Below are 18676 nucleotides of genomic sequence, written 5' to 3'. Positions count from 1 at the left end.
AGGCTCGACAGCTGCTACTGGTCATCCGGTCTGCGAGGGATGAGCAGGATGTTGCGCTCGTGAAATTTATTCTGTAGTTTTTCATGAAATTATAAAAACATAATTTCATGGGTGCCCGAATGTTTCAGCAGTCCTCGCAGCATGTCGCCAGCTATTACGCCCACAGTTGCGCTGATCGCCTGTTGAGCCGAGCCGTTCTGGAAGGTGAACACACTGCCGAGGTGCTGATCATTGGTGCCGGTTTCAGCGGTCTGCATACCGCATTGCGCCTGGCCTTGGCGGGCAAGCGCGTGACATTGCTGGAAGCCAGCCGCGTCGCCTGGGCAGCCTCGGGGCGCAATGGTGGGCAGGCGATTCTCGGCTGGTCGTGTGACATGCCGCCCCTGGAGACTGCGCTGGGTTATGAACGCGCGCGGCGCTTGTGGGACGGCATGCGCTGGGCGGCGCAGGAGTTGCGCGGGTTGCCGGCGCGCCATGGTTTCGACTGCGATTATCGCCCCGGCCACTTGTGGACGTCGGTCATGCCGCGTCGGGTCAGTCTCCTGACCGAGTGGCAACGCGAGGCCAGCCATAAGTGGGGCCACGATGGCCTGCAATTCATAACGCGTGAGCAGTTACCGCAGTGGGTCGCCAGCGAGCGTTATCAGGCGGGGCTCTATGACCCCGAAGGCGGCCATCTGAATCCATTGAAGCTGGCGCTTGGCCTGGCCGCAGCCATCGAGCGTGCTGGCGGCTGCATCTTTGAGCAGAGCAAAGCGCTGAGCTATCGCGAAGAAGGCGATCAGTACCGGGTGACTACCGAGCGCGGGAGCATTCGGGCAAATGTCCTGGTGCTGGCGTGCAACGCCTATCTCGATCAACTCGATCCTGAATTGGCCAGTTGTGTGCTGCCGGTGGGCACTTATCAGGTGGCCACCGCGCCGCTGACCGCCGAGCAAGCCAGCGCGCTGTTGCCGAGTAATGTCTGCGTCACCGACAACCAGTTTGTCCTCGATTATTTCCGTCGCACGCCGGATAACCGCTTGTTGTTCGGTGGCGGCTGCACCTATCTGGGCGGGATGCCCAAAGACATCGCCGCCGCGACACGACCCTATCTGGAGCGGGTCTTCCCGCAGCTCAAGGGTGTCGAGCTGGAGTTTGCCTGGGGCGGGCATATCGACCTGACCCTCAAGCGCACCCCCGACATTGGCCGGCGCGGCGACCTCTACTGGCTACAGGGTTATTCCGGGCATGGAGTGCTTCCAACATTGGCGGGGGCTCGCGCCGTGTCCGATGCGATTCTCGGTCAGCCGGACGAGTTGGCCTTGTACCAGTGTTTGCGTAATGACAGCTTTCCCGGCGGTAAATACCTGGCAGCGCCATTGGAAGCGATCGGCAAGGCCTGGTACCGACTGCGCGACAGCATTTGATGAGTCATCTTCCGGAATTACTGGCATGAACAAGCAAGAAGAAATCGCCGCGCTGGCGATCCTGATCCACGATCTGCGCAAGCACAAGAAATACACCCTCAAGGAATTGGCCGACAAAATCGACCGTTCCGTGGGCTTTCTTTCGCAAGTCGAACGTGGCTTGTCACGGCCGACCGTGGCAGACCTGACCGCGATCAGCGAAACCCTCGGCGTGCCAACCACCTATTTTTACAGCCTGCCAAAACCCAAGGTGTTGCCTTGGGTGACCCGGCCGGATGAGCGCCGCACGTTGTACTACGCCAACGGAATTACCGACATTCTGGTCTCGCCGAAGATCAGGGCCTCGTTCTCGATGCTCGAAAGCCAATTGGAGGCCGGCGCCAGCAGTGGCGAGCGGCACTTGAGCGACAGCTCCGAGCAGGGCGGCTATGTGCTGGAAGGTGCGTTGACGCTGTGGTTGGGCGATGACGACGAGCCGGTCACCTTGCAGGCCGGTGATAGTTTTCAGCTCGACAGTCACACACGCTGTCGCTACGGCAACCTCACTGACCAGCTCACGCGAGTGCTTTGGGTTTACACCTGATAACAATAAAAGGAACAACAACGATGGATGCTGCCTGCTCTGATCTGCTGGCTGAGGTTCGTGCTTTTCGCCAACGCTACCCCGAGGTGCGCTATGTCGACCTGATCTCCCTGGACATTCCCGGGCATTTCTACGGCAAGCGCTATCCGATAGAGATGCTCGAAAAGGTGGCTGCCGGCAGCGCCCTCAAGCTGCCGCAGAACTGCGTGTTACTGGGCGTGCAGGGTGGGCTGTTCAAAATCGGCGACTACTGTTTTAACGACGGCGACCCGGATGCTCTGCGGCGCCTGGTGCCCGGCACGCTCAAGCCGGTGAGCTGGGAATCCAAGCCACTGGGTCAGATGCTGATCACCTCGGACGGCACCGAGAAGCCAATCGTCTTCGAGCCCCGCGAGGTCCTCGCGCAGGTGTTGGAGCGGTTGCGTGGCAAAGGTATTCATCCGGTGGTGGCGTTCGAGCTGGAGTTCTATCTGTTCGATAAACAGCTGCGCGACGGGCAGCCGCAGTTCCCCCGCGATCAGCTGTCGGACGATGCCGATGATCAACCGAACATGCACATCGAGCGGCTGTCGCGCTTTTCGCCAGTGCTCGATGAAATGGTCGAAGCGGCGAGGGCGCAAGGCATCGATACCACGGTGATCACTGCCGAACTTGGGCCGGGCCAGTTCGAGATCAACTTCGGTCATCTTGATGACGGCTTGCGTGCTGCCGACTGGGCGGCGCTGTTTTGCCGTAGCACCCGTGGCGTCGCGCTCAAACACGGTTACCGCGCCAGCTTCATGGCCAAGCCTTACTTGCAGCATCCGGGCAGCGGCATGCATGTGCATGTCAGCCTCTATGATGCCGAGGGTAAAAACCTGCTGGCCGCCAACCAGCAGCAAGCACTGCGGCATGCGGTGGCCGGCTGCCTGGAACTGTTGCCGCATTGCATGCCGATCTTCGCGCCGAACCAGAACGCCTTCCGGCGTTTGGGCGGTACGGTGAACGCGGCGACACGTGCCAGTTGGGGTTTCGAGGATCGCGATGCGTGCGTGCGGATTCCCGATTCGGATTCGAAAAATTTGCGTATCGAGCATCGCCTGGCGGGCGCGGATGCCAACCCGTATCTCGTGCTGGCAGCGATTCTGGTGGGGTTGGAGCAGGGGCTGGAAGCCGGTCGCGAGCCGATCGCAGCGCTCAATGAAGATCGCAACAGCGGGATCGATTTTCCGCTGGAAATGCTCGAAGCCGTGCGCGCCATGCAGCATCAGCCACAACTGCGTGAGGGTTTGGGGGCGGAGTTTGTTGATGTGTACTGCGAGAACAAGCGCCAGGACCACCTGGCTTTTATGCAGGAGATCAGTGCGCGCGAGTATCGCTGGTATCTGTAACGACCGCCGACTCAGCCCTGTGAACTGAGTCGGCGTTTTACCCTGTTGTTAGCGAAGGAATGCCTGCATGTCGCTGGTCAGCTTCTTCAGTGCTGCCTTGAAGTCGTTGGCTGTCACCTGCTGGCTTGTATTCTCCAACTGTTCACCGAAGACCTTGCGAGCGACTTTAGCCACGGTTTGGCCGTTGCTCGCGTCAACCATCTCAGCTTCGATGTACAACTCGGTGTCTTGGTCGCGGTGACCGGTGGCCGCCTGAGTCGCACCTATCGCAGCTGCGACCGGAACCACTTCATACCATTTCATGCCTTCGTTAGAGGCTGTGACCCCGGTAATCGCGGCGCGTACGATCAGGACTCGCGAACCGGCAGGGGCCGACTGAACGTTTGGCACCACACGGTACTTCTGGCTCAGTGTGCTCTTGGCACTGTCCGTCATGTAGGTTTGCAGCTGATCCAGCGTCTGGCGGTTGACTCGCTCATTGGGCTTGGGGGCCGGGTACAGTTCCAGTTGCTTGAAGGCCACCGTGTTGTAAGCGTTCGGGTTCCAGGAAGGCGTCACCCAACGCATGGCTTTCTCGCCGCTGGGGGTGGTGACTTCTTGCAGGTTGCTGTAGTTGGGAAGAAACCCCGAGTATTGTTCCTTCTGTATCACTTTTGAGGTGCAACCGCCAAGCAGCAGGCCGGTCAAGGCAACGCCGATAAGCAAGTTTCTGGATAGGTCCATATTTTTACTCCATGGGTTGAAACGTTTTATTCAGGTCGCCTTAGTGGTAAGGCCGGCATTATCCGTGTCGATGTCGTACCTCACTCAGCCACAGCCCGCCAGAAACCTGGATCCCTCGCGAATCAGCGTAGGTACGAATGGCGAAATATCCAGTAGTGATGCTCGTGGGCGCATTGCCCCGTGATATCGTCTGCCCGCCTGTGGAGTGTATCCGGTAGGGAGCTATAGAATTTTTTTCTTCCTGTCCTTGACATGCCCGGCGAACACGTCCAGAATTGCGTCCATTCCTGATTCAGGAACGAGAAAAACCCTTTAGATATCAAAGGGTTGGAAACAGATAGCAATCCAGTTTCCCTCTCCAGTTTTTATGCGTTTGATGTTGTTTTTAAGGCATCGGACGTTTGGGGCCGAGTAGCAAAATGGTTATGCAGCGGATTGCAAATCCGCCTACGCCGGTTCGATTCCGACCTCGGCCTCCACTATTAAAACCCCGTAGATCAAAGATCTACGGGGTTTTTTATTGCCTGCGATTTGGTAAGTGTTCCGCAACTTTTTGGAGGTGTTCCGCAACCTGCTGGCTTTTTTCGTGGGTAATTGCACTGACTTGACCGCCCGTTTGCATTCGATCTGACCAGTCATTTGCATCGGACTTGACCAGCAGGCTTCGTAACCATGACCGGCAGAGAACGGCCAAGTACGGACATTCGGAGGGTTTGTTACGAAACAGGGAGCGATTCACTCGATTGATCCTGTGAGGCCGCGTGATCAACTCAACTCAACGATGATGATTGTCAGTGGCGAGCGTGCCGAGATAGGCTCCCTCTTCGACGCTCATCGGCGTCGATGGGGTTTCAAATCGAAGAAGGGACGCGAGAATTAATGACTTCAATCATATGCTGGAACAACAAAAGCGAAGATTGGTATCCAGGTCTTTGGGCTGTTGCAGACTCTAGGGTCTCAAGTGGCACAGGGACAATGACGGACAGCTTGCAAAAATTGTTTGTTTTACCCGTTAATATATATCAGGGTGAAGCCACGGTAACTCGAGAGCATTCTCATAAAATCCTGAGTGTTTGTTACGGGTTTGCGGGTAGCACTCTCATCGGGACTAGCGTAAAAGACATCTTGGCGTTGTGCTTGGACAATCTGACTGAGACAAATTATTACGACGAGAACGGTGATATATCTATGTCAATCGAAGAACGAATCCCAAGCATTGAGGAGATTGCTAAATTAACGCAAAAAATAGCGCAAAAGTATCTGATGGCGGTGGGGGCTTATGATCCCAATAGGGCTCGCTGTGAAATAGTAATTTTCGGCTTCTGCAAAAAACATAACGATACAAAACTTTATGTCCTAAATAACTCTCCAGAACAGCCGGCGAAAATTAGCTTTGAAGAGAGAAATATTTCTGATGGAGAGTACGTGATTTTGGGAGACCGGAAGGAGGATGTCCGAAAGGAGATTGAACGTAAAAACATAACATGCGCCGAAGAGCAATATTGGAAAAACAGAACCCCGATCATTGCATTGCAGCAAATAATAAAAAATTCTTCATTAGCAACAATTGGCGGGCACGCTCAGATTTGCATGGCAACCAGGTTCGTTTCTCGCACTATGTACATTTCGGATGTTACTAGCGAAAAAATCCTGCTTCTTGGTTTTGATATGTTTACCGACTTCGGGAAGCTAGGTGGTTTCTCTATCTCTTTCAACCCAACCCTGGGCATTGAAGAGCGTTTGATCGAGTAATAGTTTATTCGCTTTAGACTGGCTGCTGATACAGATTACTGCCTCGCGAGACCAGATTCCGGCGGCGATTTCTGCCCATCTCTCGACCTGCTGCAAAGGGGCGACTGAAACCTTCCATGAGAGGAAGCAATCGGCCAAAAGCGGACCTTAATGACGGATGTGAGCTGCCATGTTCTACCTCGTCTGACCAGGCTAGGTTGCAAAAGTAATTCCGGGTACGCCTATGGACACCTATTGTGAAAGAATCCCCTTATTTACATAATGCGACCATCATTAAGCCGGGAATTAGATAATGTCTAAACAAGAGTTTGACAAGGAAAAACTACTTGAAAATGCAATACACTCAATACAGCTCGGAGTTCATGACTATCAACTGTGCAGTGGCACGGAAATCCGAGCGCTTTCGTCAGCTCGAAACCTATTTGCTGGAATGCTATTAATCTTTAAATATCGTATAGCATCGTTTGCCGCTACACCGGCTGAAGCTGTCGAGCTAATCTATAAGCCAAAATCAATCGTCCCCAAGATTGGTGCAGCAGGTATCGAATGGATCCCCATACTTGAAAGCAACAAGACAATTGACTTTCGAATGATTGGCGAGCGCCTCGACAGCCTAGGAGTTAAAACAGATTGGAAAAAAATCACGACATTACAGCACTGTCGTAACGCGCTTGAACACCTTCACCCCAATCACGGGATTGGAGAGATTCAGCGTTTCATATCTGAACTTTTTCCTATACTCCGGTCTTTCATTGAGGATGAACTTCGCCGAAATCCAGCCGAATTACTTGGCGATGCTTGGCAAATGCTTCTCCAAACACACGACTTTTATGCGCAAGCGATGCACGTCGCTGTAAACAGCTGGAAAGAAGCGGGTATTAAACCTCGTGCTTTCAGTGTCCTATCTACATGTCATTGCCCAAGCTGCGGATCAAAGCTACTCCAGCCTCACCCGATTGACATCCAAAACGGTAAATTTGGAAAAAGGGATTTTCGTTTTCAGTGTGTAAAGTGCAGTCACTCAAGCACTTTGATCGGTTTGATCGAAGATAAGATGTATGAGTCAGAAAGTCTTCGAGACGTGCCTGAGGAGGACGTCCACTGCCCAGCCTGCCACTCAATGAAGTATGACGGAGTAGAATGTAGTGACTGCGGATTAACACCGCACATGCCGCTTTGTAGAGGATGCTTTGAGCCACTCACCATTTATGAATCTGAACATGGCCGGCTTTGTGACGCCTGCTCATATCACCAAATGGCAGATGAGGAATTTGAGCCTCATATAACCTGAGGGAAAGTCGAGTAACTTCACTTTCCAGATGCTGGAAAGTCATCGGGGTTCCATTGTTGCAAGCTCAGGAGCTAGGCAGTCGCTTTTTGTTTTTAGCACGTGATCGGGAGCGTTTCTGCTTGTATGTCCGCTATGGGTTTTCTGCCCTCCTTGACAGGCAGCAATGGGTCGATTGCTGCCTGTCACCACCGGCAGCAGTGGGCAGCCCTCTCCTGAGCATGGTTACTAAGCGTGCTGGTCTAATCTGATGCAAGCGAGTGGTCGGTACCCATGTAATCAGGTGGTCAACTGGGGTGCAATTTCGCATTTTTCGTGGGGGAGCGCCAACCTTGCACCAGGTTGACGCTAGTTGAAGGGGGGTTATTTCGTGGGTTTTACGATCTCGCCCACTCGTCGATAAACCTTCTTGGTCATCTCTTCTGTGGAGTGCCCCAGTAGTCGGCTGGCGTGTGTCAGTTCGATTTCACTTGCGGCTTTCGGGCGAATGTCCTTGAACTGAAACTGGCGAATGCTGATGGCCAGCGCGGTGTCACCGTCAGCCCCTGCCTTGACTGCCGCTTTTTCGCGGGCTTCATCCCAACGGTTGCGCAACATCTGCTGGCTCATCCTGAGCCCGGACGTGTTGGTGATTAGGGTTGAGGTTTTGATACCGTTTAGCGCTCTGCGCTCCTGCAAGTCATCAATAAATGTGCTGAGTCCAGATTGGGCGCCGGCGTCTTCCAGGCGAATACGCAGGCGCTTCTCGGTTTTGCCTTGCCCGATCATCAGGAAGCCGCTGTTCAAATCAGTGGCCGCAATCTTCAGTACATCTGCTGGGCGCTGCCCGGTCAGGTAGGCAAGATCCATCGCGTCCTTGAGTTCCTGCACGGCCTGGGCGTAGACCGCATCCCACACCGTTTCCCCTGCATAAAAGTCACGGGGCGTTTCTTTATTACGTCGAACACCAAAGCAGGGGTTGGCGTTGGTCGTCAGACCCCATTCGCGGGCGACGGTGAACATATGGGAGAGCAGGGCGATTTCCCTATTGGCCCTGACTTTTGCGGTCCTGGCATCTCGATACTGGGCCACCACTTGGGGTGTTATCGAGTCAATGGGCGCTTTCTCAAATGATTTTCTGAGCTGCTTCAGTTCCTTGCGATTGTCCGATTGGGTGCGGGGCTTCTTGCCGGGGATGATTTCCTTTTCATACCTGTCGAACAGGTAGCCCAGCAGGTGGTTAGGCTTGAGCGGCGCCTTGCGCTCAAGCCTGGCCCATTCGACTTTGGCTTGATCGAGGTCGTTGCCCAGTGGGATTTCTTTGCGTTTGCCGTCGGAGTCTCTGCCGTTGTAGTAATACGACGTCCAGATTTCGCCGCTCTTTCGCGTCCGGGATCGGCGGATCATGCGTGGTGGCAGATCCCGGTTTTCAACATTTTTTTGGCGCATTGATTAACTTACGCTCGCCAGGTCGAGTGTCCAGGTTTCAGCGACCGCATTAGAGGCTGAGGGCTTCACGCCCGCTAGCTTCAGTCGGGCGTAGACGCGCCCGACCACCGGTCGTTGTGCGCCGGTAAGCACAAACACCCAAGCGTTTCTCTGCAGCCATTGCCGTTGGTGGGAGGGAGTCTTGTAGCCGGTGATTACAGTGAGCTCCTCATCGGAGAGTGTCTCGGTCTGAGGTGAAGCTGGGTAAGTGGCGCTATGCATGTTCATTTATACCCCTCAACAAGCTGCGCGGGCGGGCGATTCTGAGCGATTAGCGATGCATCAGGTGTGGCTGCCTCGCGCAGCTTTTCGTGGGGTATAAGCACTTCGGCGGTGGCGCTGAGAGGGGCGATAATGCCTGCTGCTGCGCAGCAGAGACTGTTTGTTTCAGGTGAGTCGACGCCATTGGCGTTGCGGAGCAAAACGGTCGATGTCTTGGTGGTGTTCAGTTCCATCTTCATGCCGCTTTCCTCCGATGTTCGATAGCGTGTTGGTCCATCAGGCGCTGGTGAAGCGTGAGCCGTATTGCGGTGGTGCCGAGGATCTGAGTCATGCGGCCTCCTGGACCAGGTCGGCCAGCAGTAGTGCGTTCTTGGTGTCTTTGTGCAATTGGCGCATGGCGTCGTAGCCGATCAGTGCTTTCAACTGGCGGTCGAGTTCTTTGTTGTAGCGAGTGAGCGCTCGCAGTTCGGTGGTGGCTTTGGTGTGCTGCTGTTGCAGAGCGCCTGCCGCCTTGGGGGATAGGCGCATCATTGGAGTGGCATGGCTCATGCGGCATCCTCCTGCGCGACGGGCTTCAGCAGGGCGGCCATGTTCAGGGCTTTATTACGCAGGTCAAGCGCTTGCGTTGCCTGGCAATGGGAATTAACGGCACGGAAGGTGTCTGCGGCGAGCTTGAGTTTTTCTGCGATGGCCAGAAGGTTTTGATGGTTGTCCGGGCTCAGTGCCTGGCTGGCTTTGAGTTTCTTGCACAGTTGGGCCAGTTGCAGGTGATCGGCACGAATGAACCGCAGTGAAGCCTCTAGCTCGTTGATAGTCTTGGCGTTGCTGGCGCGTTCGTTGCGCTTGCCTTCTTCTTCTTCACCTTCGAATCGGCCGTCGATCAAGCCGCCTCGGTAGCCGGCCCAATAGAGAAGGGCGGCCGCGGTGATGAGGCCGATCAGTGCGCAGATTTGAATTGCTGTCATGTGGTGTGCTCCTGGTGGTTTCGAATGGCTGGTGGTGGCAGCCGCTCGAGGTGGTGGTCTTACTCGGTTGGTTCGTCCTGTGGTCGCAGCATCTCTTCGTCCGCCTTGTAGGCACGGATATCGATCAATGAGGCAACATGCCGGATATGCGCGTACTTCGGCGCCTTGCGGCTGGTGTCCAGCGTGGTGATGGGTAGCTGAATCCGTCCGCTGTTGATCTCGGCCACAAACGACTGCTCGTTGAGGTTGCGGAAGTACTGCTCGCGCACTTTTTCCAGTGGGATCAGTACGTCGCCGAAGGTGCGGTAGAGCAGCTCAACGGTGGCTGACTCCGGTGCGGGTTGTAGCCGGAGTGGGGTTTGGCTTGCGTTACTCATTGGCTTATTGAGCCTCCTTGCGTTGTGTTCTTGCCGGGTGATTCCAGGCGTTCAGGCAGTGGCGTTTGGTCAGCTCCCGCAGATGTTCCGGCACTTCGAGAAGCGCAGCGTTGCGCTCCTCGCGTGTGCGCATGGCGACGATCTGACGGGCGTACTCCCTAGGCCACGTCACGGCGGTCTACCGGAATGTCAGGTAGATCGATGCCCAACTGGTCGGCCAGCCAGCGGATGCCGGGTTGTTTTACTCGGGTCGACTGGCTGTATTGCAGGCCGTACTTCTCGTCATACCAGTGGCCGTCCTTGACCCGCAGATACTCTTTGTCGCGTGTGGGATAGGCCGGCAAGTTACCCTTGAGCAATCCTTTTTCCCGCATGAGCTTGATCAGCTTGGGACGTGTGAGTCCGAGCTGGGCGGCTGCTTGGGCGAGTGTGCGTTCCATGGCATCTCCCTCAAGCTGCGTGCGCGGCGGGTGTTGCTGCCGCAGCCAGGTGGTTGATGGACTCGGCCACTTTCTCGTAGATCTCAATGTCGCTACCGCACACGGTGAAGCACTTGGTGCGCGGGCTTTTCACGCCGATGCTCATAATGGTGGTGACGCCACTACGCGTTTTGGTGCGATGCATAGCGACATGGATGGGGAGTTCGAAGCCCATGTCGAGGCTCACGACACCGCCGGTACGCACCAGCTCGAACACCCGCTGCTTGTGCTCGGTATCAAACCGGGCGTATTGGCGGTTGGCGTGTGGGATGTTCAGCAGATCGGCAGTGTTGCTGGCATCGAAGGGGCCGTTGGCAATTTCTTCAATGAAGTCGGCCAGTTTGAGGTGCATCTTCTTTTCGTTCTGCAAGGTCAGCGTGTGGCGCTCGCTGCCCAGCTCGACGGTAAAGAGGGTGTCTGATTTGCTGCGTTCAACTTTCAGGCGGAAAGCCAACGCTTCGCGTTGTGGTGTCGACCGTAGCGTGTGATTAAAGGTCTCGCTCAGATTGACCTGAGCGTTGAGCAATTGCAGGGTGCGATTGTCGAGCTTGAATTTGCTCATGCTGCATACCCTCCGCCATTCGGATCGAACGGCGCGGGGGTGGCGCGGGTTTTCAGCTTTGGTTTGGTGGGGATGAACGCGCAGCCGCATTCGCGGGCCAGGCGGCGAATCTCAAAGATGCGGAACGGGTCAGCAGCGGCCGGATGGACGTGCAGGGTGGCTGTGGTGTGCATGGTATTGCCTCGCTCTGTGGTGGAAGAGTGAGGCAATGATAACCCTAAAGGTTAATTAATCAAGAAAAAATAACCTTTATGGTTGTTTAGTGGGCTGGTGCTTTCCACGTCCAGTCTGAGGGAATACCTTGATCGCGTAATTTATTTTCGCTGATGAAATACACTTCGACTGAGTATTTGAATCTTCTGGCGGAGTTTTTGAGTGCTGCTTCAATATTATTTATAGCGGTAGGCGATAGTGCAATGTTTGATACAACAATTAAATGAAGGGTTACTTTGCGATCGGAAAGGCTGTAAATATTTTGAGCTGCAATATTTGCATCCATTAATGTTTTGTTGAATCTTTCTACCGAAAATTGGGACTTGTCAAAATACTTTATTTCCGCGATGTGAATCGTATCGTTCTTCTCTCCCACCGCGTCAAAAATCAATGGGCTAATTAGCCCGGGTATGTCAAATTTTACGTTAGGTGAGAATTCTATGTTTGTTGCGTGTTTGAGTTTGCGTATGGAAAGATGTTCTATTTCTTTAAGTCGAAGTTTTGACTCTAGCTTTGTCTTTTTCGAAAACTCTTGAAGGTCGAATTTTGTTTGAAATTCATCTTCGGCATCAGGCGTCGTATTTTCAGAGTTTGAGCTTGGTTTACTGATTTCTGTTTGTGTTCCGTTATTTTCCGTAGAGGATGAAGTTCGAGTTTTTTCCAAGGTTTGAGATGAAATCTCTACAGTGGGTGATGTGTTATTAATCGCATTAACTAGCTCGTCTACCCCTGTGGTGCCCGGTACGGTGCTCTGTGCTGGTAGTGTCGCCTCTATGATTTCCTCTTCTAATTTTTCCTCACGTTCACTTGGTGTGACTATGCCAAATAGGTTCAAGAAATGATTTTGGTTTTGATAGTCAGAGGGGGCATATAAGGTTTTATGATTGAAGTTGAGAGTAAGGAAAAAAGTTCCAACTAATAATGCAGGAAATAGCATCAAGAACCAAATGTATGTAGCTTGGTTTTCTGGTGAGATGAAAGGTAGGACAACAGTACCACTAATTTCGGCAATGGCTGCAAATCTGGAAATAACTGTTAAAGGATTTTTGATGTGCCCGGTATGTTCCGTCATGATTTTCCTTGAAGTATGGTGGCGAATCCTAAAGGTCAGAAATTTTCCAGCGAGCGCGACCGCAAATACTCCATTCTTCGGTCATTTTTATTATGCGATCCGGCCAGTCCGGATTCAAGGCGAACAAATATTGTTCGTTTCCTTCTTGTTTCAACTGTTTAAGAGTAGCAGCTTGGTCTCGAGTTCTTTTGGCCGCAACAAAATGACCGGGTAATGCATCTAAGGATGGGTCGATTACAATTTTATCCCCTTCTGAGAACTTGGGCTCCATACTTATTCCTTCGACGCGAAGTATAAAAGCCCGTGGGCCAACTGGCCCTGGTGCATCGATCCATTCTTCAGCATCTCTTGGGTCGAAACTGCCGTGAGCTTCACACCAAGCTCCAGCAGCGATTGATCCTATAACTGGCAATTTACGTCCTGTATGGCTTAGCACCGTGGCGTTATTGAACTCACCTAGCCCGTAGGGCATGTCGAGATAGCCACTGTGAAGCCCCAACGCTTTCTCAATCTCTCGAGCAATCTGATCGCCGATGCCTTTCGTAGGGTTCTTACCCCCGAACGCGCTCACTTGGGCAGGTGCTTTGCCCAGAAGGTCGGCGATGTCAGTCAGGCGGAGCTTCTTCTCAGCCATGACTCTTCTGAAATTCTGTAGCCGGGTGTCTGAGATTTTCATGTGCCGATTTTGGCCGGATTAACCTTTAAGGTGAATATCCATATTGGTGTTGTAATTATTAACCTTAATGGTTAAATTGTGCGTCGGAGGTACACCACATGAAGCTGCGCGACTACATCAACCGTTTGGATTCAGAGGCACTTACGGCCTACGCCGTGCGTTGTCGGATTGCTGTGAGCTACCTGCGTCTTCACGTCAAATACGCGAGCAAAGATCCAAGCGTCTCTTTGATCAAGTCATTGACCCGTGAAAGTGAAGGTTGCGTCTCGTTAGCTGAGGTTCTGGAGCATTTCGGAATTACCGAAACAACTCCAACGAGCAAAGCAGCGTAGTTAGAAAAAAGGCGACCCAAGGGCCGCCCAGTTCCTCCCGGCACGCACCACCACAGCGCTGTCGGGTCGCGGTAAAGATAGGCGGGCACACCACATGCGAACCGTCGATCTTTACCGCGCTTTCCAAGGCACGGATGCCTTGGTGTTGCTGCCTTCTCCACCACAGATTGGGCAGCTGTTGCGCCAGAGGTGAACGACGGATCGTTTGCCTCGGCACGGTGCCGGTGTCGATCCTGAAGATCTAGCCGGCGTTTGGGCCCTTTCAAGCCACGCGGCAAATGTATCACCACTGCATGTCGCGCGGCACTGGCAACTTACAAGGATTAATGCCATGAGCCGAATCGCTCTGAGTTGCGTTGATCGAGCACAGCGGGAAATCCTGCCGCTCGACTTGGCGCTTTACCACGCTGCTCGGGACTATCCCGGCGGCGCCGCTGCAATCGCCGCCACCACCGGCCGCAATCCCACCACGCTGCAACACAAACTCTCACCTACGCACCCGAGCCACACGGTCAACATTCAGGAGTTCGGCGAGATCCTGGAGCTGACCAAGGATCGTCGCATCCTTGATGCCGTGCATGCCTTGGTCGGTGACACGATCTGGCAAGAGTTGGCTGAGACGTACACCAATGACATGCCTGAGACGCTGACTACTGGCATCGCCGAGTATTTCCGGCAGGTGGCAGATCTTGCCGAGACCTGGGCCAAGAGCATTGGCGATGGTGTCGTGACCGATCAGGAACTGGCCGCGATTCGTCTGCAGGTATTCCGTGGCATTCAAGGGCTGCTGGGGTTGTTCAACCGCGCCACCTACGTCAACCAGACGACGCGGGGTGTCGACCGTGGCTGACATTGCCGACTTTGCTAATGACCTGGTGCAGGAACATCTCGACCAGGCACAGGCCGCTCGTAGTGCCGCCAAGCCAGTTTTAGCGGCGCATTCATTTCTGTACTGCGAAGGCTGCGACGGGCCTATTCCTGAGGGCCGCCGGTTGGCTCAACCGGGTTGCACCCAATGTGTGATTTGCCAGTCCATCGATGAAGCGCGGGAGGCTCGCGATGCTCGATGAGGTATTGGGGCAATTTGCGGACTACGGCCTTGAGCCTGCTCAACCACTGGTTTTCGGCAAGCTAACCCGCTGCAAAACCACTCAGGATAAGGGCAAGGAAAAAAACGGTTGGTACGTCGTCCACGAGCATCTGACTGAAAAGAACGAAACGCTGATCTTCGGCAGCTTCGGCGATTGGCGTTCGGGTGAGACGCAGAAGATCAAGGTCAAGGCCGGGCGGATGTCACCTGAAGAGCGTGAGGTCATGCGCGCTCGGCAGGAAGATGCCAAGCGTCGCGCCGCCGAAATCGCGAGTAACGCTGCGCGGCGGGCCGCGAAAAGGGCAGAGGGTTTGTTCGAGCGCATGCCTACCACCGGTCGCAGTGACTACCTGGACCGCAAACAGATCGTTGGCATCAAGGTCCGTTATGCGCCGCGCACCGGTGCCGTTCTGGTGCCGATGAAAAATGCGCGTGATCAGATCATGGGCCTGCAGGTGATCTTCCCGTACAAGCAGGAAGACACCGGTCGCGACAAATCCTACTGGCCGTACGGGATGGCGAAGGAGGGCGCGTTCCACTTGCTCGGTCCACACCCGGAGCCGGGCGAACCCGTACTGGTGTGTGAGGGGTACGCCACCGGCGCCAGCCTGCACATGGCGACCTCGCTCGCCGTGGCCGTAGCCTTCGATGCGGGCAACCTGTTGGCGGTGTGCAAGGCTATGCGCGAGCGCTTCGCCGGATGTCCGCTGATCATCTGCCGTGACGATGACTGGAAGACCAAAAAGCCAAACGGCGATGCCTGGAACCCAGGTGAAGAGAAGGCCAGCAACGCCGCCTTGATCGTCGGCGCCCAGGTGGTCGCGCCGATCTTCTCCGTTGAGCGACAAGACAAGTGGACCGACTTCAACGACCTGCACGTCGCCGAAGGGTTAGAGGCGGTGCGCCGTCAGGTGCTGGCCGTGGTCCGTCCACCGGCTGCCGGTGGCTGGAAAGATCAGCTCGCCCGCAGCGAAAGCGGTGCCTTGATCGCGCACATGCAGAACGTCGAGTTGATCCTCGCCAACGACGAACGCTGGGCCGGGGTTATCAGCTACAGCGCCTTCAGCTCGAAGATCGTCAAGCTGCGTGCGGCGCCTTACGGCGGCGGCACCGGCGACTGGGCCGACATCGACGACATGCGGGTGATGAAGTGGCTCGCGCAGCAGTACAACCTGCGGGTTAAGGCGTCCCATGTAATTGAGGCGGTGAGTGTGGTTGCCCATGACCATGCCTTTCACCCGGTGCGACAGTACTTGCAAAAACTGGACTGGGATCGTGTACCGCGTCTTGAAACCTGGCTCACGGATGTCATGGGGGTGAAGGAAAGCGAATACACGTCGAAAGTCGGCAAGCGTTGGATGCTCTCGGCGGTGGCGCGGGTGATGAAGCCTGGCTGTAAGGCCGACTCGGTGATGATCCTCGAAGGCGCGCAGGGCGCCGGTAAGTCGACGGCAATGAGCATCCTCGGCGGCGAATGGTTTATGGACACGCCTTTCGCCTTGGGCGACAAGGACGGGTTTCAGGCGATCCGGGGCAAGTGGATTGTCGAGCTGGGTGAGCTGGACAGTTTCAACAAGGCCGAAAGTACCAAGGCCAAGCAGTTCTTTTCGGCGTCGACCGATACCTACCGGGAGAGCTACGGCCGCAGAACCATGGATGTGCCACGCCAGTGTGTGTTCGTGGGGACGACCAACCAGGACGAATACCTGAAGGATGCGACCGGTAACCGTCGCTATTGGCCGGTGGCCTGTACCAAGGTCGACCTGGAGCTGCTGCGCTCGATCCGCGACCAGCTGTGGGCCGAGGCGATGTTCTGTTACGACGCGGGGGATCTCTGGTGGGTGACGCTGGACGAGGCGGCGATGTTCGGTGAGGAGCAGGACGAGCGTTTTGTGGTGGATGAGTGGGAAGGACCAATTCTGACTTGGCTGGAAGAGTCGCAGATCGGCGAAACCACCACCGGCAGCGAAGTGTTAGCCAGCGCGCTGAAGCTGGACTACGGGCACTGGAGCAAGCCGGAGCAGATACGGGTTGGTGCGATCATGCACCGGCTGGGTTGGCGTCGTGTGCGTCTGCCGGCATTGGCAAAAAGCGGTCAGCGGCCCTGGGCTTACAAGAAGCCGGCAGGGTGGGGTGGTGCGTCGGCGTTGCAGCGGGAAGCGTTCGAGGAGCCTTGCTTTGATTAAGCGAATCGACGAAATGCTCAAGCTGTGGGCAGAGGATCTGCACAGCCCGCACGAAGGTGGATCGGAGCTGGGCGGCGGCAACATGATTGCCATGCTGATGGAGTGCAAGGGCGAGCTGATTCGCGGCACGCGGGGAAGTCGGGTGCTGTTGGACGAATCGGCGGATATCGAGCTGATCGTCAACAAGCATCTGCCGCCGCAGCTGTCGGTGATTGTGCGCGAGCACTACTGCAATCACGACAGCTTCCTGTCGCAGAAGATCATCTATTGCGGCTGCAGCCGCAAAACCTACTACGAGCGCTTGCACGAGGCTCACGAGTACATCGCCGGCATGCTGATGGGGAAGGCTGCGTGACCCTAGATTTGGCTCCGGCTATCGCTGTCCCATTGGCCCACCTTGTCCCATTGCGTTTCGACGTGGTGGGACAAGCGTGGGCCTTGTGTTTGTTGGCGTGTCCCATTGTCCCAGCAAAAAATGCCTACCGCCCGTGTGAGCGAAGCGCAGACCTGTACGCGCTATTGCGCGCACGCGTGTTTTTCGATTTTCTTCTTTACACGAGAAAAGAGAAAACAGATGGGACAATGGGGCAAAGCCCCGATTTTAGGCGCTCTCAGGCGTCCCATAGCAATTTTGAAGCATGGGACATATGGGACAACGCCGGAACAACAGAATGCCGGGGTGGGATATTCGCCGACATTCGCTAGGCGTTCACCCGGTGTTACCCACTTATTCACCGGGTGGCATTAAAGTGGGGTTGCTGCCAGGAAATTCGACCTGTAAAAAGTAGTCATCTTCGATAGGTGCGACCGCAGAGAGCGGCAGGCACCACACCACCAAACCCGGCCATTGCGCCGGGTTTTTGCGTTTATGGGGTAGGCGATGACAAACGAGCAACAAGCGCTGGCAGAGATGCCGATCTGGTTAGTAATCGTCCTGGCCTTGGTCGGTGGTGTATCGGGTGAGATGTGGCGGGCCGACAAGGATGGGGCGCGGGGCTGGGCATTGTTGCGAAGGCTCGCGCTTCGATCCGGTGCCTGCATTGTCTGCGGGGTGTCGGCGATGATGTTGATGATCGCTGCCGGCATGACGATCTGGACGGCGGGCGCCTTGGGTTGCCTGACGGCGATGGCCGGCGCCGATGTTGCCATCGGCCTTTACGAACGCTGGGCCGCCAAGCGGCTGGGCGTTTCTGAGTCGGCATCGACCGACCACACCTAGGCGGTGCCCCGGCCGGGAGCCGATTTTTCCGGGTCCTCCCAGAGGGGCGCCCCCTACACGGGTCATCGAACTCGCGGATTCTCTGCAGCTGAGAATCTTGCAGGGATGTCCGTCTTTTCAAAGGGTTAGATATGGGCAGGACAGTCAGCAAGGCCGACTTGAGTGAGATCGTTGGCCGTGACGAACGCACCCTGTCCCGCTGGCAGAACGACGGCATGCCGGTGATCGAGTTTGGCCTGGGGCGGGGCAACGAAAACCAGTACGACACCGAAGCCGTGATCCAGTGGCTGATGCATCAGGCCTCGCTCAACGGCAAGAAAGAATCCTCTCGCGACCGACTGGACCGGGTTAGGGCCAACCGCGAAGAGCTGGCGCTGGCCAAGGATCTGGGCGAGGTGGTCATCGCCGCCGACCTGGTCGAGCGCTTCGAGGCCATGATCACCTCGGCCAAAGTCGAGTTGCTCAATACGTTACCTGACGCGCTGGCCACGGAGTTGTCGGCGCGTTATGGCGTGGAAGTGGATGAACAACTGATCAGAGACCCCATCGAATCCATCCTGCGGAGGCTGTCTGACTATGACAAGGATGATGCCCAGTCAGCTGGAGATCCTGACGAACCGGACAATCCGGAGGGCTTTGAGGAAGACGGCGAGTAGCGCGCTACGCGGCGCTTGCCGCAAGTGGGCACCAC

At 55.5% G+C, this 18676-nt stretch carries 25 protein-coding genes and 1 tRNA gene; 13 read left to right on the top strand and 13 right to left on the bottom strand.

Annotated features, from left to right (window positions below; genetic code table 11):
* The first annotated feature begins 119 nt into the window (after nt 1–119).
* The 3 genes from AO353_RS27485 to AO353_RS27475 are packed head-to-tail and all read left to right on the top strand — an operon-like array spanning nt 120 to nt 3362.
* A complete protein-coding gene (locus AO353_RS27485; protein ID WP_054597812.1) occupies nt 120–1409 on the top strand; it encodes an NAD(P)/FAD-dependent oxidoreductase in 1290 nt (429 codons plus the stop codon).
* 25 nt (nt 1410–1434) lie between these two features.
* Nucleotides 1435–1992: a helix-turn-helix domain-containing protein gene (locus tag AO353_RS27480; protein ID WP_019689871.1), complete on the top strand. Its 558-nt coding sequence runs from the start codon at nt 1435–1437 to the stop codon at nt 1990–1992.
* 23 nt (nt 1993–2015) lie between these two features.
* Entirely contained in the window at nt 2016–3362 is a 1347-nt protein-coding gene (locus AO353_RS27475; RefSeq protein WP_054597811.1) for a glutamine synthetase family protein, read from the top strand.
* 48 nt (nt 3363–3410) lie between these two features.
* On the opposite strand, the gene AO353_RS27470 is transcribed toward AO353_RS27475, so the two are convergent.
* Nucleotides 3411–4085: a DUF3313 domain-containing protein gene (locus AO353_RS27470; protein WP_054597810.1), complete on the bottom strand. Its 675-nt coding sequence runs from the start codon at nt 4083–4085 to the stop codon at nt 3411–3413.
* A gap of 405 nt (nt 4086–4490) precedes the next feature.
* On the opposite strand from AO353_RS27470, the gene AO353_RS27465 reads away from it, so the two are divergent.
* From AO353_RS27465 to AO353_RS27455, 3 genes are all read left to right on the top strand, one after another.
* Nucleotides 4491–4564, top strand: a tRNA-Cys gene (locus tag AO353_RS27465).
* 400 nt (nt 4565–4964) lie between these two features.
* On the top strand, nt 4965–5837 hold the full coding sequence (locus tag AO353_RS27460; protein ID WP_146016091.1) for a hypothetical protein: 873 nt from the start codon (nt 4965–4967) through the stop codon (nt 5835–5837).
* Nucleotides 5838–6129: 292 nt separating this feature from the next.
* On the top strand, nt 6130–7128 hold the full coding sequence (locus tag AO353_RS27455) for a hypothetical protein (protein WP_054597808.1): 999 nt from the start codon (nt 6130–6132) through the stop codon (nt 7126–7128).
* Nucleotides 7129–7488: 360 nt separating this feature from the next.
* Here the strand turns inward: AO353_RS27455 and AO353_RS27450 are convergent, their stop codons facing one another.
* The 12 genes from AO353_RS27450 to AO353_RS27405 all read right to left on the bottom strand — a co-directional run bounded on the left by AO353_RS27450 (nt 7489) and on the right by AO353_RS27405 (nt 13116).
* Nucleotides 7489–8553: a tyrosine-type recombinase/integrase gene (locus AO353_RS27450; RefSeq protein ID WP_054597807.1), complete on the bottom strand. Its 1065-nt coding sequence runs from the start codon at nt 8551–8553 to the stop codon at nt 7489–7491.
* A 3-nt stretch (nt 8554–8556) separates the two neighbouring features.
* A complete protein-coding gene (locus tag AO353_RS27445; protein WP_054598362.1) occupies nt 8557–8814 on the bottom strand; it encodes a DUF4224 domain-containing protein in 258 nt (85 codons plus the stop codon).
* Between the two features lie 2 nt (nt 8815–8816).
* Nucleotides 8817–9053 carry a hypothetical protein gene (locus tag AO353_RS27440; RefSeq protein WP_054597806.1) on the bottom strand — a complete coding sequence of 79 codons (237 nt, stop codon included), beginning with the start codon at nt 9051–9053 and terminating at the stop codon, nt 8817–8819.
* 88 nt (nt 9054–9141) lie between these two features.
* Nucleotides 9142–9363, bottom strand: coding sequence for a hypothetical protein (locus tag AO353_RS27435; protein ID WP_054597805.1), 222 nt, complete (start codon nt 9361–9363; stop codon nt 9142–9144).
* Nucleotides 9360–9779: a hypothetical protein gene (locus AO353_RS27430; RefSeq protein ID WP_054597804.1), complete on the bottom strand. Its 420-nt coding sequence runs from the start codon at nt 9777–9779 to the stop codon at nt 9360–9362. Before AO353_RS27430 ends, AO353_RS27435 begins: the two co-directional genes overlap by 4 nt.
* 59 nt (nt 9780–9838) lie before the next feature.
* Nucleotides 9839–10156 (bottom strand): pyocin activator PrtN family protein, encoded by a 318-nt coding sequence (locus AO353_RS27425; protein ID WP_054597803.1) that lies wholly within the window; start codon nt 10154–10156, stop codon nt 9839–9841.
* Between the two features lie 4 nt (nt 10157–10160).
* On the bottom strand, nt 10161–10328 hold the full coding sequence (locus AO353_RS31260; protein ID WP_158246525.1) for a hypothetical protein: 168 nt from the start codon (nt 10326–10328) through the stop codon (nt 10161–10163).
* Nucleotides 10315–10596 (bottom strand): phage antirepressor KilAC domain-containing protein, encoded by a 282-nt coding sequence (locus AO353_RS27420; RefSeq protein ID WP_054597802.1) that lies wholly within the window; start codon nt 10594–10596, stop codon nt 10315–10317. The genes AO353_RS31260 and AO353_RS27420 overlap by 14 nt, the downstream gene beginning before the upstream one ends.
* A gap of 10 nt (nt 10597–10606) precedes the next feature.
* Nucleotides 10607–11197: a hypothetical protein gene (locus tag AO353_RS27415; protein ID WP_054597801.1), complete on the bottom strand. Its 591-nt coding sequence runs from the start codon at nt 11195–11197 to the stop codon at nt 10607–10609.
* The gene (locus AO353_RS31440; RefSeq protein WP_173859990.1) at nt 11194–11370 is read right to left on the bottom strand and encodes a hypothetical protein; all 177 of its coding nucleotides are present in this window, start codon (nt 11368–11370) and stop codon (nt 11194–11196) included. Before AO353_RS31440 ends, AO353_RS27415 begins: the two co-directional genes overlap by 4 nt.
* A gap of 86 nt (nt 11371–11456) precedes the next feature.
* A complete protein-coding gene (locus AO353_RS31015) occupies nt 11457–12482 on the bottom strand; it encodes a hypothetical protein (RefSeq protein ID WP_102667272.1) in 1026 nt (341 codons plus the stop codon).
* Between the two features lie 28 nt (nt 12483–12510).
* Complete coding sequence (locus AO353_RS27405) at nt 12511–13116, bottom strand: LexA family protein (RefSeq protein WP_237142942.1); 606 nt, start codon at nt 13114–13116, stop codon at nt 12511–12513.
* A gap of 140 nt (nt 13117–13256) precedes the next feature.
* On the opposite strand from AO353_RS27405, the gene AO353_RS27400 reads away from it, so the two are divergent.
* The 7 genes from AO353_RS27400 (at nt 13257) to AO353_RS27375 (ending at nt 18641) form a co-directional block, all read left to right on the top strand.
* On the top strand, nt 13257–13490 hold the full coding sequence (locus AO353_RS27400; RefSeq protein WP_054597799.1) for a hypothetical protein: 234 nt from the start codon (nt 13257–13259) through the stop codon (nt 13488–13490).
* Between the two features lie 331 nt (nt 13491–13821).
* A complete protein-coding gene (locus AO353_RS27395; protein ID WP_054597798.1) occupies nt 13822–14340 on the top strand; it encodes a phage regulatory CII family protein in 519 nt (172 codons plus the stop codon).
* Nucleotides 14333–14560 carry a TraR/DksA family transcriptional regulator gene (locus AO353_RS30255; protein ID WP_081013837.1) on the top strand — a complete coding sequence of 76 codons (228 nt, stop codon included), beginning with the start codon at nt 14333–14335 and terminating at the stop codon, nt 14558–14560. The genes AO353_RS27395 and AO353_RS30255 overlap by 8 nt, the downstream gene beginning before the upstream one ends.
* The gene (locus AO353_RS27390) at nt 14550–16766 is read left to right on the top strand and encodes a VapE domain-containing protein (RefSeq protein WP_054597797.1); all 2217 of its coding nucleotides are present in this window, start codon (nt 14550–14552) and stop codon (nt 16764–16766) included. The genes AO353_RS30255 and AO353_RS27390 overlap by 11 nt, the downstream gene beginning before the upstream one ends.
* Nucleotides 16759–17121, top strand: a complete 363-nt coding sequence (locus AO353_RS27385; RefSeq protein WP_054597796.1) for a hypothetical protein — start codon at nt 16759–16761, stop codon at nt 17119–17121. The genes AO353_RS27390 and AO353_RS27385 overlap by 8 nt, the downstream gene beginning before the upstream one ends.
* A gap of 525 nt (nt 17122–17646) precedes the next feature.
* Nucleotides 17647–17985, top strand: coding sequence for a phage holin family protein (locus AO353_RS27380; protein ID WP_054597795.1), 339 nt, complete (start codon nt 17647–17649; stop codon nt 17983–17985).
* Between the two features lie 131 nt (nt 17986–18116).
* A complete protein-coding gene (locus tag AO353_RS27375; RefSeq protein ID WP_054597794.1) occupies nt 18117–18641 on the top strand; it encodes a terminase small subunit in 525 nt (174 codons plus the stop codon).
* Nucleotides 18642–18676: the final 35 nt, after the last annotated feature.

The sequence above is a fragment of the Pseudomonas fluorescens genome (genome assembly GCF_001307155.1).
Taxonomy (GTDB): domain Bacteria; phylum Pseudomonadota; class Gammaproteobacteria; order Pseudomonadales; family Pseudomonadaceae; genus Aquipseudomonas; species Aquipseudomonas helvetica.
This window is presented reverse-complemented; position numbering and strand designations above follow the sequence as displayed.

Excerpts from the sequence above, each read along its gene's own strand:
- AO353_RS27485 (WP_054597812.1), top strand. The coding sequence starts at position 120 with ATGTTTCAGCAGTCCTCGCAGCATGTCGCCAGCTATTACGCCCACAGT.
- AO353_RS27480 (WP_019689871.1), top strand. The coding sequence starts at position 1,435 with ATGAACAAGCAAGAAGAAATCGCCGCGCTGGCGATCCTGATCCACGAT.
- AO353_RS27475 (WP_054597811.1), top strand. The coding sequence starts at position 2,016 with ATGGATGCTGCCTGCTCTGATCTGCTGGCTGAGGTTCGTGCTTTTCGC.
- AO353_RS27470 (WP_054597810.1), bottom strand. The coding sequence starts at position 4,085 with ATGGACCTATCCAGAAACTTGCTTATCGGCGTTGCCTTGACCGGCCTG.
- AO353_RS27460 (WP_146016091.1), top strand. The coding sequence starts at position 4,965 with ATGACTTCAATCATATGCTGGAACAACAAAAGCGAAGATTGGTATCCA.
- AO353_RS27455 (WP_054597808.1), top strand. The coding sequence starts at position 6,130 with ATGTCTAAACAAGAGTTTGACAAGGAAAAACTACTTGAAAATGCAATA.
- AO353_RS27450 (WP_054597807.1), bottom strand. The coding sequence starts at position 8,553 with ATGCGCCAAAAAAATGTTGAAAACCGGGATCTGCCACCACGCATGATC.
- AO353_RS27445 (WP_054598362.1), bottom strand. The coding sequence starts at position 8,814 with ATGCATAGCGCCACTTACCCAGCTTCACCTCAGACCGAGACACTCTCC.
- AO353_RS27440 (WP_054597806.1), bottom strand. The coding sequence starts at position 9,053 with ATGAAGATGGAACTGAACACCACCAAGACATCGACCGTTTTGCTCCGC.
- AO353_RS27435 (WP_054597805.1), bottom strand. The coding sequence starts at position 9,363 with ATGAGCCATGCCACTCCAATGATGCGCCTATCCCCCAAGGCGGCAGGC.
- AO353_RS27430 (WP_054597804.1), bottom strand. The coding sequence starts at position 9,779 with ATGACAGCAATTCAAATCTGCGCACTGATCGGCCTCATCACCGCGGCC.
- AO353_RS27425 (WP_054597803.1), bottom strand. The coding sequence starts at position 10,156 with ATGAGTAACGCAAGCCAAACCCCACTCCGGCTACAACCCGCACCGGAG.
- AO353_RS27420 (WP_054597802.1), bottom strand. The coding sequence starts at position 10,596 with ATGGAACGCACACTCGCCCAAGCAGCCGCCCAGCTCGGACTCACACGT.
- AO353_RS27415 (WP_054597801.1), bottom strand. The coding sequence starts at position 11,197 with ATGAGCAAATTCAAGCTCGACAATCGCACCCTGCAATTGCTCAACGCT.
- AO353_RS31440 (WP_173859990.1), bottom strand. The coding sequence starts at position 11,370 with ATGCACACCACAGCCACCCTGCACGTCCATCCGGCCGCTGCTGACCCG.
- AO353_RS31015 (WP_102667272.1), bottom strand. The coding sequence starts at position 12,482 with ATGACGGAACATACCGGGCACATCAAAAATCCTTTAACAGTTATTTCC.
- AO353_RS27405 (WP_237142942.1), bottom strand. The coding sequence starts at position 13,116 with ATGGCTGAGAAGAAGCTCCGCCTGACTGACATCGCCGACCTTCTGGGC.
- AO353_RS27400 (WP_054597799.1), top strand. The coding sequence starts at position 13,257 with ATGAAGCTGCGCGACTACATCAACCGTTTGGATTCAGAGGCACTTACG.
- AO353_RS27395 (WP_054597798.1), top strand. The coding sequence starts at position 13,822 with ATGAGCCGAATCGCTCTGAGTTGCGTTGATCGAGCACAGCGGGAAATC.
- AO353_RS27390 (WP_054597797.1), top strand. The coding sequence starts at position 14,550 with ATGCTCGATGAGGTATTGGGGCAATTTGCGGACTACGGCCTTGAGCCT.
- AO353_RS27380 (WP_054597795.1), top strand. The coding sequence starts at position 17,647 with ATGACAAACGAGCAACAAGCGCTGGCAGAGATGCCGATCTGGTTAGTA.
- AO353_RS27375 (WP_054597794.1), top strand. The coding sequence starts at position 18,117 with ATGGGCAGGACAGTCAGCAAGGCCGACTTGAGTGAGATCGTTGGCCGT.